The following is a 14,029-nucleotide window of genomic DNA, read 5'->3' as shown; positions in this document are numbered from 1 at the left end:
AATGTTACACTATTCTTTAGTATTGCGGCTATTTTCTCATTCCAACGCCTTAGCGAATGAACGTCGTTTCTACTTCCCAATACAAAACTTAGAAAACACCGCATCCAGCACGTCATCCGGCGTGGTCAGGCCGACGATGTCGGCAAGATGATCAAGGGCGGTCTGGAGGTCAACGGCCAGCAGGTCGGCAGGCTCGCCCGCCAGCAGGGTCGCCTCAATTTGAGCGCAGGCGGCCAAAGTTTTCTCTAAAATCAGCTTGTGGCGAAGATTGGGCGCACAGGCGGGCTGCTCGTCCATACCCTCACCGCTGCCCATCGCTGCCTGCCAGACAGCATCCAGCAGGGCCTCGATGCCGCCGCTGCTCTTAGCCGCTGTCCGCACCTGCATTTCTCCAGCAAATTCATGGCTGATCCGCTCCAGCAGGCCGTTGTCCGCCGCGTCCACTTTGTTCAGCACCAAAATACGCTTTTTGCCCGCCAGCGACTGATGCAGCTCGCGGTCAGCGGCGGTCAGCACCTGCGAGGCATCCAGCACCAGCAGCACCAAATCCGCCTGCTCGACTTTGCGCCGCGCCCGTTCGATGCCCAGACCTTCCACCGTATCAGCGTGCTCGCGGATGCCCGCTGTGTCAACCAGATGCACTGGAATGCCGCGCACCGAAATCAGCTCCTCGATGGTGTCGCGGGTGGTGCCAGGCAGATCGGCAACCAAGGCGCGCTCCTCGCGCAGCAGGGCGTTGAGCAGGCTGGATTTGCCGACATTAGGCCGCCCGGCGATCACCACCTTGAGGCCCTCGCGGAAAACTCGGCCCTGCTCGGCCAAGGCCAGCAGCTGCCGCAAAGGCTGCGCCGCCCGCGTCCGCAGCAGTTCCAGCAGCGGGCCGCTTTCCAATATCTCGGCGGCATCATCGGGAAAATCAATCGCCACCTCGACCTGCGCCAGCAGCTCAACCAGCGCGTCGCGCACCGCGCTGATCCGCTCGTACAACGCGCCTTGCAGATGCTCGGTCGCCAACTTCGCGCTGGCGGCGGTGCGGGCCTCGATCAAATCGGCCACCGCTTCAGCACGGGTGAGGTCAATTCGCCCGGCGAGAAAGGCCCGCTTGGTGAACTCTCCCGGCTCGGCAGGGCGTGCTCCGGCGGCGATTGTCTCCGCAAGAATAGCCTGCAAAACCGGCCAGCTGCCGTGGCTCTGAATTTCCGCCACGTCCTCGCAGGTGTAGCTGTGCGGCGCGCGCATCAAAACGGCCATCGCCTCATCCAGCACCGCGCCGCTGCGGTCAAGCACCTTGCCGTAGCAGAGGCGGTGGCTTTGCCAAGCGTTCTGCGGACGCTGCGGCACGAACAACCGCCGCAGAATGCCTTCCGCCTCCGGCCCGCTGATGCGGACGATGCCGATGCCGCCGCTGCCCGGAGCTGTGGCTATGGCGGCGATGGTATCCTCAGTCTTCAGCCGGGCCGTCATTCTGCTGCCCTTTGCCGCCCTTGCGCGGGAACGGCTTCTTTTTGCCCGGCTTGTAAATCAGCACCTTTTTGAACAGCCCCTCGCCGACCGAGCGACTGCGCACCTCCTTGTCGTCCTGCAAAAGCATGTGCACCGCCCGCCGCTCCGAAGGATTGAGCGCGGGAATGGCCTGCGTCATGCCGTTCTCGCGCACTTGGGCGGCCAGCTCCAGCACCCGTTTTTTCAGCTCTTCGATCCGCCGCTCGCGGTAGTCGCCGACCTCCAGCGCGAGCTTGGTGCGGTCGGGCAGCAGGCGGGTGGTCATTTTCCGCAGCAAATACTGGAGGCTGTCCAAGGTGCGGCCTTCCTGCCCGGTCAGCGCGTCCTGATGCTCGCCGCTGATCTTGCAGGCCACGGTCTGGTTGTCCAGCTCCACGGTCACTGTGGAAGGGCAGCTCATCAGCTCCAGCAGCTTGGCCACGTCCTGCCGCACCGCTTCAAGAGCTTCGGCTGTCGGCGGCACGTAAGGGCCAAGTTCTTCCGCCGGAGCCGCTTTGCTTTCCGGTTCGGCCTGTTGCGGTTGTTCCGCCTTCTCCGGCTGCGGCTTGGGAACAGGCTTTTTCCGCTCCTTGGCAGGCCGCTGCTCTTTTTTCTTCGGCAGCTCCTTGGCCGGGGCAGATTCAAGCTGCGGAGCTGCTGCCTCCGTTTCCGGGCGCACAGCCTCAGCAGCGGGCTTGGGCTGCCCTTTGCGGCTCACTCTGATCCGCGCCCGTTTCCGGCAGAGGCCGAAGATGCCGGGCGAGCCGGTCTCCAGCACTTCTATAGTCAGCTCTTCCTGCGAGGCGGACAGCTCCTTGCAGGCATTGGCAATCGCGGCGGCAACGTTGCCGCCGTAGAAATCCTGTTCTTTTGCCATGATAAATTCCTCAATTCAGGACGGCCTCGGCGGCGGTCTGCCGGTTGATCAGCTGCTGCTGGAGAATCGAAAGCAGGTTGCTGACAAACCAGTAAAGCACCAGCCCGGAGGCGAAATTGACAAACATGACCGTGAAAATGACCGGCATCATCTGCATCATCTTGGCCTGCTGCGGGTCGGCAGTGGTCGGGGTCATCTTCTGCTGAAGAAACATGGTGCCGCCCATCAGCAGGGTGAGCACCGGGATGCCGTGCAGCCAAGGGATCTCAAAGCCGATCATCAGCCGGTCCGGCGCGGACAGGTCGTTGATCCAGAGCATGAAGGGCGCGTGGCGCAGCTCGATGGCCGCCATCAGCACCTTGTAAAGGGCAAAGAAAAAGGGAATCTGGATCAGCATCGGCAGGCAGCCGCCGAGCGGATTGACCTTGTACGTCTTGTACATGGCCATCATCTCCTGATTCATCTTCACCGGGTCGTCCTTGAACTTCTCGCGCAGCTTGGCGACCTTGGGCTGAATCTTCTGCATGTTCTTCATCGACTTCATGCCCTTGTGCGTCACCGGCCAGAAGGCCCCTTTGACCGCGCAGGTGAGCAGGATGATGGCGATGCCGTAATTGCCGAAGATGCTGTGGAAGAAGTTGAGCAGCCAGAGCATCGGCTTGGCCAGCGGGCCAAACCAGCCGAAGTTGATCGTCTCTTCCAGCTCGTAGCCGACCTCTTTCAGCAGGGAGAGCTTTTTCGGGCCGAAATAGCCCTCGTGCTCGAAGACGGCGGACGCGCCGGGAGCCAGCTCTTTCTGGCTCTCAGCAAGCACAGTGCGGATGTTCTGCTCGCCGGAGCGGCTGACGCTGATGCTGCCGCTGCCGCTCTTTTCCGGCAGCAGGGTGAGCATGAAATAGCTGTCCATGTGCCCGGCCCAGCCGACTTCGCCCTGCACCAGCAGCGGCCCTTGCGCCAGCTCTTTCAGCGCGATTTCACGGAGCTGTTTGTTGACATAGACCGTGGGGCCGCTGAAAAGGCCGTTGCTGGCCCCGGCGGTGAACGGCCCATTGCTCATGGACAGGGCCGGAAGCAGCTGCGCCGGAGCTGCGCCGCTGTTGCTCACGGTGGTGACGCTGCCGATCAGGTAGCTGTCGGCATGAAAAGTCAGCTTGCGTTCAATGCGCAGGCCGCCAGCCAGCTCAGCCCGCAGCATCAGGCTGCTGTCGCCCTGCGTGAGGCTGACCGCTGTTTTCTCCGCCTTGAAGAGCGGCAGCTCCTGAGCCGCGCCGCCGTCCAGAGTGAAGGTCATCGGCAAGTCCGCCGGATTGCTGACCGTGATCAGCTCCACCGGCGGCGCGTTTTTATCCCGCGCCTGGCGGTAATTCTTGAGAATGAAGCTCTTCAGGCCGCCGCCCTGCTCGAAGAAGACCGCCTTGTAAAGAGGGGTTTCCACGTTGATCTCGCGTGCGTCGGCATTGACTGCTACTTGCGCTGCGGCGGGCATGGACGCTGCCTGCTCCTGCGGCTGCGCCGGAACTGCGGCGGACTGGGCTGCGCTCCGCTGCTGCCCCTCAAGAGGCGCGACCGGCTTGGGCGGCGGAAATAAATACTGCCAGCCCAGCAGGATGAGCATGGAAAGAATGATGGCCAGTATGGCCCGGTAGGTGTCCATTGTTGTGTTGTGTCGGTTGAAAAGGAAAGGTCCGGCGGAACAGCGGCGGTTCTGCGGCGTTATTCAACCGGATCATAGCCGCCTGCGGCGAAGGGATGGCAGCGCAGGATGCGCCGCAAGGCCAGCAGGCTGCCCCGCGCTGCGCCGTGGCGGGTCAGTGCTTGCACCGCGTATTCAGAGCAGGTGGGGATGTAGCGGCAGCAAGGCGGAAAGAGCGGAGATATGCAGAGCTGATAGCCCCGCACCAGCAGCAGGCAGCCTCGCGCTGCCAGACTGCGGCGGCCAGATTCAGGCCGCTGCCGCATCGTGCCGCTCCGGCAGGCCGGTCAGCTCCGCCACCGCCGCCCGCACCTCGTTCAGGCCATCAAGGGTGAATTCAGGCCGCACCGCGAAAACGATGTCGCTGGAGCTGGGAAAGATGTCCCGGTGCAGACGGAAGGTTTCGCGGACGAGCCGCTTGATCCGGTTGCGGCGCACTGCGCCGCCGGTTTTGGCCGGAACGCTGATGCCAAGGCGGCTGCCCGGCAGGCCGCTGCCGCAGCAGACCAGCAGGAAACCTGGCCCGCGCAGCCGCCTGCCCTGCCGGTAAACCAGATTGAACTCTCCGCTCTTCCTGAGCAGGCTGGATTTGGGCAGAGCGAAGCGTTTCATGCGGATCAGGCGGAGAGCCGCTTCCGTCCCTTGGCCCGCCGCCGTCTGATCACGGCCTGGCCGGAGTGAGTTCTCATGCGGGCGCGGAAGCCGTGAGTGCGGGCGCGTTTGATATTGCTGGGCTGAAATGTTCTCTTGCTCATGATCTGGGTTCCTGATGCTGATGTTGAATGTTCCGGGCCTGCGCCCGCCGCTGTCCTGCCGCCTTTCTCAGAAATCCCGCTGCACGGGCAATGTTTTCATGGACAGGGAGAGCTGCGGTGTGCACAATACGGGCAGACAGAGGCCGCCGTCGTGAATTGAAATTTTTTATTTTACTCAGCGGCGGCGGGGCTGTCAAATTATTTCCCGTCGGACAAGCCCCGCCGGACAAACCGTTATTCCTCAGTCGGCTGATTCACCTTGTCCAAGGCAAAGGCCGAATGCAGCGCACGCACTGCCAGCTCGGTGTATTTTTCAGCGATGATGCAGGAAACCTTGATCTCCGAGGTGGCGATCATCATGATGTTGATGCCCTCATTGGCCATGACCTGAAACATGGTCGAGGCGATGCCGGAGTGATTGCGCATTCCCACGCCGACAATGGAAATCTTGGCGATGGACTCGTCGCTGCTCACTGACTCCGCTCCTATTTCCGCTGCTGTCTGCTTCAGAATCTCCATAGTTCGCAGATAATCTGTCCGCAGCACAGTGAAGGTGATGTCAGTCAGCTGCCCTTCCCGCGTGTTCTGAAGGATCATGTCCACCAAAATGCCCGCGTTGGAGATGGGCAGGAAAATTTTTGACGCAACGCCGGGCTGATCCGGCACAGCCTTGATGGTGATGCGCGCTTCCTTTCTGCTGTAGGTGATGCCTGAGACCAGCATGGACTCCATAAGTCTGTCCTCCTCGACGACCCAAGTGCCTTCGTTTTCTGAAAAAGTGGAACGAACATGCAGCGGAACCTTGTAGCGTTTGGCCAAGCCCACGGAGCGGATTTCCAGCACCTTGGCGCCGAGGCTGGCCAGCTCCAGCATTTCGTCATAGGTGATCATCTTGATTTTGCGCGCCTGAGCGCAGATGTTGGGGTCGGTGGTGTACACGCCCTCAACATCAGTGTAAATCTCGCAGCTGTCGGCCTTGAGCGCGGCGGCCAGCGCCACGGCGGTGGTGTCGGAGCCGCCACGGCCCAGCGTGGTGATCTCGCCCTCCGCCGTGACCCCTTGGAAGCCGGCGACAACAACAACCCGCCCTGCGTCAAGATGCCTGCGGATCAGGCCGGTCTCGATCTCGCGGATGCGGGCCTTGGTGTGCATGGCATCGGTGAGTATCCGCACCTGATCGCCGAGCAGCGAGACTGCGTCGCAGCCTGCCTCCTTCATCGCCATCGCGAAAAGGGCAATCGTCACCTGCTCGCCGGTGGCTAAAAGCATGTCGGTCTCGCGGAGGTCAGGCAGCCGCTGCATCTCCCCGGCCCAGCCCAGCAGCCGGTCGGTCTGGCCGGACATGGCCGACAGCACCACGACCACTTGGTGACCCTGCTGCTGATAACGCAGCACCCGCTTGGCCACATTTTTTATCTTTTCCGTGGAACCCACCGAGGTCCCGCCGAATTTCTGCACGATCAGCGCCATAGCTGTAACTGGTTGGTTGAAGGTTGGAGGATGCGATGACATGTTCAAAAAAACGCCCTACTTTAAAAACGGAACAGCATTTTTGCAAGCCCAATCCTCCGTCTTTTTCCGCCCTGCGCTTTTTTCGCACATCCCTCTTTACAGACTGGCAAACCGCGCTATATTTCAAAACCTTTCCGCATGATCAGAGCGGCCCCGTTCCGGCCCGCCCAAAATTTTGAGGAAAGGAAAACCATGTTTGCAGCTCTCAACCAGACCGTCAAAGCGAAACCCTCCTTTGCGGACATTCAAGCTGACGTGCTGGCCGGTCTGACCGTCGGCATCGTCGCCCTGCCGCTTTCCATGGCTTTTGCCATCGCCAGCGGGGTGGCCCCGCAGCACGGCCTCTACACCGCCATTGTCGCGGGCATAGTCAGCTCCTTGGTCGGCGGCTCGACCATCAACATCTCCGGCCCGACCGCCGCCTTTGTCGTTGTCCTGCTGCCCATAGTCCACCAGTTCGGCCTCGGCGGCCTGCTTCTCAGCGGCTTGATGGCGGGCATCATGCTGATCGGCATGGGCATGGCCCGGCTCGGCAGCCTGATTGAGGTGGTGCCCTATCCGGTCACGCTCGGCTTCACCTCCGGCATCGCCGTGATCATCGCCACGTTTCAAATTAAAGATTTTTTCGGCCTGACTGTCGCGCCGGTGGACGGCCACTATCTTGAGCAGCTCGGCGCGATTGTTCAAGCTGCGCCCACCTTCAGGCTGATTGATTTTCTCATCGGCCTGCTGACCTTGGCCACGCTGCTGCTCTGGCGGCGGTTCCGCTCGCGGGTGCCGAGCCATCTGGCGGCGGTGATTCTCGGCTCCATCGCCGCCTGGGCGTGCAGCAGGGTCAGTCCGGAGCTGACCGTCGCGACCATCGGCAGCCGCTTTCATTTTGAGCTGCAAGGCGTTGTCGGCAACGGCATCCCGCCCTTCGCGCCCAGCTTTGACTGGCCTTGGAATTTGCCCGGCGCGGACGGCTTGCCGGTCGGCCTGAGCTGGAAAATGATTCACACCCTTTTTCCGTCGGCCATCGCCATCGCTGTGCTCGGCGCGATCACATCGCTCCTCTGCTCGGTGATCGCTGACGGCATGAGCGCCGGTCACAAGCATGATTCCAACGACGAGCTGATCGGTCAAGGCATCGGCAACATAATCGCGCCATTTTTTGGCGGAATTCCGGCCACCGCCGCCATCGCCCGCACCGCGACCAACATCAAGGCGGGCGGACGGACACCCTTGGCCGCGACAGTCCACAGCATTTTTGTTCTGCTCTCCATCCTGCTGATCGCTCCGCTGCTGTCCCGCATTCCAATGGCCTCAATGGCCGCCCTGCTGTTCATGGTGGCGTGGAACATGAGCGAGACCAAACACTTCATCCGCACCGTCAAAGTCGCGCCGCGCAGCGACGTGGCCGTGCTGCTGATCTGTTTTTCGCTGACCGTGCTCTTCGACATGGCAATTGCCGTGGGCGTGGGCATGAGTCTGGCCGCAATTCTCTTCATCCAGCGCAGCATCAGCCTGACCACCGCGACTAAAGTTCAAGGCCGCGCCGAGCTGGGCGAGCTGCCCGCGTCCGTCGCGGTCTACGACATCAACGGGCCGCTTTTCTTCGGCTCGGCGCAGAAGGCGATGAAGAACATCACCTCTGTCACGCCCGATGTGCGCGCAGTTGTGCTGGACATGAGCAAGGTGAACATGATTGACATGAGCGCTATCGTGGCGATGGAGTCCATCAGCCGGAATTTGCAAAAAAACGGAGTGGGGCTGATCGTCAGCGGCCTTCAGCCGCAGATGATCCTCAAGCTGCGCCGGGCCGGGCTGCGGAAGAAGTCAGGAAAAGTAGAGTTTTCCCGCACGCTGGCGGAGGGAATCGCCAAGGCGAGGAAAATGCTCTGAGCCGGCTTTGGCGGCCTGATGAATTTTTCCAGTTGACAAAGGCAGTTCCAAGTTTATACTGAACTGCCTTTGTCAAAAGGCGGAACGTGAAGGGCGCCTCAGGAATCAGCACACGAAAAAAAAATTATGACTAAAGTAATTGTAGCCGGAGCAGCCGGACGCATGGGCCGCCGCATCTGCGACATGGTGCGGCAGCACCCCGGCCTGACCTTGAGCGCGGCCTTTGAGCAGGCCGACAGCCCCTTTGTGGGCAAGGATGCGGGCGAAGTCGCGGGCTTCGGCGCAAACGGCGTGAAAATCGCGGCGGGCTTGGAAGCGGTGATTGAGCAGGGCGAGGTCATCATTGACTTCACCTTCCACAAGTCCACGATGGAATTCATCAAAATTGCGGCCCACTATGGCCGGGCGATGGTGATCGGCACCACTGGCCTGACCGCCGACAACCTCGTTGTGCTGCGCGAGACTGCCGCCGGGCATTTCCCCTGCGTGCAGTCGCCGAACATGGCCGTGGGCGTGAACGTCCTCTTCAAATTAGTGGAGAAAACCGCCGCCGTGCTCGGCGATGCCTACGATGTGGAGATTGTCGAGGCGCATCACCGGATGAAGAAGGACGCGCCCTCCGGCACCGCGCTCCGCTTAGGCGAGATGGCCGCCGCAGGCTTGGGCCGCGATCTGGCCGAGGTCGGCGTGTATGAGCGGCACGGCATGATCGGCGAGCGCACGGACAAGGAAATCGGCATTCAGACCGTGCGGGCGGGCGACATCGTCGGCGAGCACACCGTCTATTTCGCGGGCGCGGGCGAGCGGATTGAGATCACTCACCGCGCCCACAGCCGCGACAACTTCGCGCGCGGCGCGGCCTTGGCTGCGGCTTGGGTGGCGGATAAGCCCAAAGGTTTGTACACCATGTTTGACGTGCTGGGTCTGGGCAGCTTCTGATTGCCCGCAAAAAATAAGGCCGGACACGCAGCTTCTGCGCGTCCGGCCTTATTCAGTCAGAGCAGGAAGAAATCAGTGTCCCTTTTTGCCTTCCTTCTCCTTCTTCTCGCCGTGACCTTCGTCATGGCCGCCGCCAGCCATAGCCTGCATCTGGCGGGCCGGATTTTTCTCCACTTCAGCTAAAATGCTGGCCACTTTATCCTCCGGCAGCCAGTCCACCTTGCCGGTGCCCACGTCGTACATCGCGCCGACCACCTTCACTTTGCCTTCCTTGGCCATTTCGCGCACTTTCGCGCTCCGCATGAAGAGATCGGTCACACCCTGCCAGACGTTCTCAACAATGGCCGCCGGAACAATGTCCTTGGCATCTTTGGCCTTGGGGTTCAGCTCCATCGCCCGCTTGACCGCAGGCTCGATGTTGTCCACCAGCGGCGGAATGTTGATTTCCAGCGCATGGCCATGACCAGTCACAGCCGCTGTGACCGCTGTGACCGCGCCGCACTGGGTATGGCCCAGCACGAGGAAAACCGGGGTGTTGACATGGGCCAGACCGTACTCTATCGAGCCGGCCTCGTCGGTGTCAATCACATTGCCGGCCACGCGGATGATGAAAAGGTCCATGATGCCTGCGTCAAAAAGACGCTCAACCGGCACCCGCGAATCTGAGCAGGAGATAATGGTCGCATAGGCATGATCGCCCTGATTTTCCGTTCCTGCCTGAATCAGCCGGGCCGCATCGCTGTGCGGGTGCATGGATTTGCCGCTGACAAAGCGCTCGTTGCCCTCTTTCAATTTCGCCAAAGCCTGATCTGCGGTCAAGGGTGTGGCGAAGACGGCAGGCGCGGCGGCCAAAGCCAGCAGGCAGGCCCCGGCAATAGTTCTGATAATTCCTTTTCTCATGGTGTTCTCCTTGAAATAAAAGCTGGGCTGATGCCGGTCAGAGAATCTGACCGGCTTTTTTATCGGCGCAGATAAAATAATCTCCATTATAGCACAGAAGAACTATATGCTGTCAAGCAAGGAGAAAAAATAATGCCGCCTTTTCTTGCGAAGCTGAAAGAAGGCGGCATTGTTTGCGCGGCAGAACAGGATTCTTTTTTATTTAAAAAAGAATCCTGCTGAAAAAAAATTTTACCGGTTCTGATACTGACCTTTTCCGCCGCCGTCGCGACGATCGCGGTGGTGGTCATAAGGATGCACCATGCAGGCGGAAAGGAGACAGAGGGCGGCCAGCAGTGTGAGGGTCACTTTCATGAGGTTTTTCATAGCGATTCCTGTTATAGGTTATGAGGTAAAGGAACTTTTGGCTCCGCTCAGATCAGTAATGATGCGGAGGCGGAGGATACGGGGGCGGAGGCAGCACGCAGCAGCCGCCGAGGAAGCTGAGAGCCGCTGCCAGCACCAGCAGTTGTGTCAGAACTTTTTTCATGTTTTTCTCCTTCTTATGTGCATGAGGAAACAACAGACGCTGACACCAATCCCGTCAGCGGGGACGCTCAAGCCGACGGACGGCCTGCCGAAACAGTCCATTGTTCGGCAGCGGTGCTGGATTTTTTCCGCCGCCGTCCGTCATGGGTGGAAAAAAACGGGCGGCGGGGGAGGAGGAGGTGCCGGAACGACGATGTGCGGCGGCGGCAGCGGGTGCGGCGCAGGCAGAATCACAGCCGGTCCCGGCCCTGGAGGCGGCGGCGGATAATAGTAGCAGCCGCTCAAAAAGCCCGCCGCAGCCAGCGAGGCGAACAAAAGCCGCATTTTTTTCTTCATGATTTTTTTCTCCGCATGAAGGTTGATGGAGAACGCCTCCTGCCGCTTCGCGCTTAATAAAAATACGGCATGGGGCGGTACGTCGGCACCGAGTAATTATTATAATAGGTGCTCCGCCACGGCGTGTACACTCCGGGTGAGGGGCGCTTGAACGGATAGTAGGTTTCAGTCGGATACGGAACAGGCTGCATCGGCGGCGTGGTGAACGGCGGGCCTGAGTATGGCCGCTGCCTGCTGAAAACATTCCACTGCGGCCTGTAACTCTGCGTCGGCGCGGAATAATAATATTGATACCGATAGGATGAATCGGGGATGTAATCCACCGTCACATCCTCTGTCCATGTCTCTCCTGCTGTCCAGACATCATCGCCGACGATGACATCTTCTGTGAAGACATCAGAACCTTCATCAAGATAAAAAGTGTCGCCATAAACAATATTCGGTTCGTCGAACACGTAGTCAACCGGCTCGCAGTCGGTGCAGATCTGGCAGCCGCTCAGCATGACGGCGGCTGAAACAGTGAAAAAATGCCGTGCCTTCATTCTCTCTCTCCTCATAGATGCGGCAGACAACAAAAGACTCCCTCCAGCTTCCGCCCTCAGTCTATAGGAACTTTCCAAAACCTTCAAGTCTTTTCTTCAGCTCATCTTCCGCCGGAAGACGAGCCGCTTTTCCCTGTCGGGTCCAAAAACAGACTGAGCAGATACGCCCCGGTGGCGATGAGGATGATCACCGAGCCGCTGGGCAGGTCGAGATAGAAGCTCGCGCCCAGCCCGGCGGTGATGAAGACCGCGCAGACTGCGGTGGCGATGAGCATCATCTGGCGGATGCTGGCCGCGAAATTGCCCGCGATGGCCGCAGGCAGGGTGAGCAGGGCGATGACCATGATGATGCCGACAATGCGGATCAGCAGAACAATGGTCAGAGCGGTGAGGCAGAGCAGGAGCAGATGCAGCCATTGTGTCCGCACGCCCCGGAGGAAGGCGTATTCCTCGTCAAAACAGAGGGCCAGCAGTTTGTTGTAGAAGAGGCAGACCACGGCGAGGATGAGAATGTCCAGTCCGGCGACAAAGAAGATGTCCTGCTTGGTGATCAGGAGGATGTTGCCGAAGAGATAGGAGTTGGGGTCAAAGTAGCCGGGTGTTTTGGCGATGAAGAGATATCCGATGGACATCCCGCCCGACCAGAGCGCGCCGATGATGGAGTCCTCGCGCTGCCCGGCGTGACGGCTGACTTGAGCGAGAATCACCGCCGAAAGCAGGGCGACGATCACTGCCCCTTGCATCGGCGTGAACCAAGAAATCCCGGCCACAGTCTGCAAGTACAGCCCGCCGCCGATGCCCGCCAGAATGCAGTGCGATATGGCCCCGGCCAAGTAGCTGATCCGCCGCACCACGACAAAAGTGCCGATGATGCCGAAGGAAATTGAGGCTAAAAGGCCGGTGAGCAGGCCGTAGCGGAGGAACGGCAGATCAGGGTCGGTCAGGGCGGCGAACAGCTCAGTCATGCTCGTGCCCTCCGGGGCAGCAGCGGTGGTCGTGGCGGATCATGCGCAGGTCGCCGCCGTACATCTCGCGGATCAGCTCGCCGGTCAGCGCACTGGTCGGGTGGACATAAACCTGATTGTTGACGCAGATGATCCGTTTGAAAAAGGTCGAGGAAAAGCCCACTTCGTGCGTCACCATCAGGACGATGCGCTCCTTGTTCAGCTCGGCCAGCAGTGCTAAGAGCTGCTGCTCGGACTCGCGGTCAAGACTGGCCGTGGGTTCATCAAGAATGAGGATGTCGCCGCCTGAGGCCAGCGCGCGGGCGATCAGCACCCGCTGCCGCTGTCCGCCGGAGAGGGCGGAAAAAGGCCGCCGCGCCAGATCAGCCAAGCTGACCGCCGCCAGCGCGTCCATCGCCGCCTGCTTGTCCTGCTTTGTGTATCTGCCGCTGAACGTGCCGCCAAGCCGGGCCATGCAGACCACCTCCAGCGCGGAAATGGGAAAGCAGGCATCGTAGCGGGCGTACTGCGGCACATAGCCGATCCGGGTCCGCGCATCTGCCGGGGTCTGGCCGCCGATGCGAATGCTGCCGCTGTCCGGCTCCAGCAGGCCGAGCATCAGCTTGACCAGCGTGGTCTTGCCGCCGCCGTTTGGCCCGACAATGCAGGCCGAGTCCTGCGGCCAGATGTCCAAGCTCACATTTGACAGAACCGGGATATCGTGACTGTATGAAAAGCGGAGATCGCGGATTTCGATGACGGCTTCGCTCATTCTTTTTTGCTCAAAGCCGCGCTGATTTCCTTGACCATGAAGCGCAGGTTTTCCGGCACGTTTTCAGCCATCGGATCAAGGACAGCCACTCTGCCGCCAATGGCCTTGGCCACAGTCTCTCCGTTCTTACGGTCATACTGCGGCTGGACAAAGACCACTTTTGCCTTTTCCTTTTTTGCTGCGCTGATCAAGGATCGGAGCTGCCGGGGCGAGGGCGATTTGCCGCCCGTCTCCACCGCCTCCTGGCGCAGGCCGCAGGCTTGGGCGAAATAGCCGAAGGCCGGATGATAGACAAGAAAAGTCTGGCCTTTGAACGGCGCAAGCGCGGTCTTCAGCTCCTCGTCCAAAGCGGCCAGACTGGCGGTCACGGTCTGCAAATTATTTGCATAGGCTGCGGCGTTGGCCGGATCAGCCTCTTGCAGCGCGGCAGCCATGTTTGCCGCCATCTGCTGAAGATTCTGCGGATCAAGCCAGATATGGGGATCAAGGCCGCTGCCGCCGTGGTCATGGCCGTGATCATCATGCCCGGTCATGGGGATTTTTTTGATTCCGGCGGACACATCCGCCACCCGCACCCCGTCAGCCGACTGTCTGACCTTATCCAGCAGCTCGCGCTCGAACTCCAAGCCGATGGAAAAATATATTTTGGCGCGGAACAGGGCCGTCATCTGCTCCGGCGTAGGCTGGATGCCGTGCGGATCCTGGCCTTTGTCAAGCAGGGCGCGGACGCTGACATGGCTGCCGCCGACCTGCTCGGCCAGCCATTTCTGCGGGACAATCGAGACCAGCACCGGCAGCGGCTCGGCAGAAGCGGCGGCGGAGCAGGCCAGCAGGAGGACGAAAAGCAGTTTCTGAAGCATGGCGG

The 14,029-nt window shown here is 60.5% G+C and carries 16 protein-coding genes; 2 read left to right on the top strand and 14 right to left on the bottom strand.

From position 1 onward, the window contains the following. Nucleotides 1–69: 69 nt before the first annotated feature. The 7 genes from mnmE to ACNKH3_RS10720 form a co-directional block, all read right to left on the bottom strand. The gene (gene mnmE, locus ACNKH3_RS10750; protein ID WP_420209246.1) at nt 70–1,464 is read right to left on the bottom strand and encodes a tRNA uridine-5-carboxymethylaminomethyl(34) synthesis GTPase MnmE; all 1,395 of its coding nucleotides are present in this window, start codon (nt 1,462–1,464) and stop codon (nt 70–72) included. Beyond that, nucleotides 1,442–2,359, bottom strand: coding sequence for a Jag N-terminal domain-containing protein (locus ACNKH3_RS10745; RefSeq protein ID WP_420209245.1), 918 nt, complete (start codon nt 2,357–2,359; stop codon nt 1,442–1,444). Before ACNKH3_RS10745 ends, mnmE begins: the two co-directional genes overlap by 23 nt. A 10-nt stretch (nt 2,360–2,369) precedes the next feature. Further along, the gene (gene yidC / locus ACNKH3_RS10740) at nt 2,370–4,013 is read right to left on the bottom strand and encodes a membrane protein insertase YidC (RefSeq protein ID WP_420209244.1); all 1,644 of its coding nucleotides are present in this window, start codon (nt 4,011–4,013) and stop codon (nt 2,370–2,372) included. Nucleotides 4,014–4,072: 59 nt separating this feature from the next. Further along, complete coding sequence (gene yidD / locus ACNKH3_RS10735) at nt 4,073–4,318, bottom strand: membrane protein insertion efficiency factor YidD (protein WP_420209243.1); 246 nt, start codon at nt 4,316–4,318, stop codon at nt 4,073–4,075. After that, nucleotides 4,302–4,664: a ribonuclease P protein component gene (rnpA, locus tag ACNKH3_RS10730; protein WP_420209242.1), complete on the bottom strand. Its 363-nt coding sequence runs from the start codon at nt 4,662–4,664 to the stop codon at nt 4,302–4,304. Before rnpA ends, yidD begins: the two co-directional genes overlap by 17 nt. Nucleotides 4,665–4,669: 5 nt before the next feature. Then, nucleotides 4,670–4,807: a 50S ribosomal protein L34 gene (gene rpmH, locus ACNKH3_RS10725; RefSeq protein WP_420209241.1), complete on the bottom strand. Its 138-nt coding sequence runs from the start codon at nt 4,805–4,807 to the stop codon at nt 4,670–4,672. 234 nt (nt 4,808–5,041) lie between these two features. Then, nucleotides 5,042–6,277, bottom strand: a complete 1,236-nt coding sequence (locus ACNKH3_RS10720; protein ID WP_420209240.1) for an aspartate kinase — start codon at nt 6,275–6,277, stop codon at nt 5,042–5,044. 234 nt (nt 6,278–6,511) lie between these two features. Between ACNKH3_RS10720 and dauA the strand changes: the two genes are divergently transcribed. Both dauA and dapB read left to right on the top strand, forming a co-directional pair. Next, entirely contained in the window at nt 6,512–8,203 is a 1,692-nt protein-coding gene (dauA, locus tag ACNKH3_RS10715) for a C4-dicarboxylic acid transporter DauA (RefSeq protein WP_417916203.1), read from the top strand. Nucleotides 8,204–8,329: 126 nt separating this feature from the next. Continuing rightward, on the top strand, nt 8,330–9,142 hold the full coding sequence (dapB, locus tag ACNKH3_RS10710; RefSeq protein WP_417916202.1) for a 4-hydroxy-tetrahydrodipicolinate reductase: 813 nt from the start codon (nt 8,330–8,332) through the stop codon (nt 9,140–9,142). A gap of 72 nt (nt 9,143–9,214) precedes the next feature. On the opposite strand, the gene ACNKH3_RS10705 is transcribed toward dapB, so the two are convergent. The 7 genes from ACNKH3_RS10705 to ACNKH3_RS10675 all read right to left on the bottom strand — a co-directional run bounded on the left by ACNKH3_RS10705 (nt 9,215) and on the right by ACNKH3_RS10675 (nt 14,024). Then, nucleotides 9,215–10,042 (bottom strand): carbonic anhydrase, encoded by an 828-nt coding sequence (locus tag ACNKH3_RS10705; RefSeq protein ID WP_417916200.1) that lies wholly within the window; start codon nt 10,040–10,042, stop codon nt 9,215–9,217. 231 nt (nt 10,043–10,273) lie between these two features. Beyond that, nucleotides 10,274–10,396, bottom strand: coding sequence for a hypothetical protein (locus ACNKH3_RS10700; protein WP_417916199.1), 123 nt, complete (start codon nt 10,394–10,396; stop codon nt 10,274–10,276). Between the two features lie 315 nt (nt 10,397–10,711). After that, on the bottom strand, nt 10,712–10,906 hold the full coding sequence (locus ACNKH3_RS10695; protein ID WP_417916198.1) for a hypothetical protein: 195 nt from the start codon (nt 10,904–10,906) through the stop codon (nt 10,712–10,714). A gap of 53 nt (nt 10,907–10,959) precedes the next feature. Further along, a complete protein-coding gene (locus ACNKH3_RS10690) occupies nt 10,960–11,448 on the bottom strand; it encodes a hypothetical protein (RefSeq protein WP_417916197.1) in 489 nt (162 codons plus the stop codon). Between the two features lie 101 nt (nt 11,449–11,549). After that, nucleotides 11,550–12,413, bottom strand: coding sequence for a metal ABC transporter permease (locus ACNKH3_RS10685; RefSeq protein WP_420209239.1), 864 nt, complete (start codon nt 12,411–12,413; stop codon nt 11,550–11,552). Beyond that, nucleotides 12,406–13,164 (bottom strand): metal ABC transporter ATP-binding protein, encoded by a 759-nt coding sequence (locus ACNKH3_RS10680; protein WP_420209238.1) that lies wholly within the window; start codon nt 13,162–13,164, stop codon nt 12,406–12,408. Before ACNKH3_RS10680 ends, ACNKH3_RS10685 begins: the two co-directional genes overlap by 8 nt. Further along, complete coding sequence (locus ACNKH3_RS10675; protein WP_420209237.1) at nt 13,161–14,024, bottom strand: metal ABC transporter solute-binding protein, Zn/Mn family; 864 nt, start codon at nt 14,022–14,024, stop codon at nt 13,161–13,163. Before ACNKH3_RS10675 ends, ACNKH3_RS10680 begins: the two co-directional genes overlap by 4 nt. Between the last annotated feature and the right edge of the window lie 5 nt (nt 14,025–14,029).

Origin of the sequence: Candidatus Electronema sp. JC (assembly GCF_048287365.2) — a bacterium.
GTDB lineage: Bacteria > Desulfobacterota > Desulfobulbia > Desulfobulbales > Desulfobulbaceae > Electronema.
The sequence above is the reverse complement of the archived record's forward strand: the minus strand, read 5'-3'. Positions and strand labels throughout refer to the sequence as shown.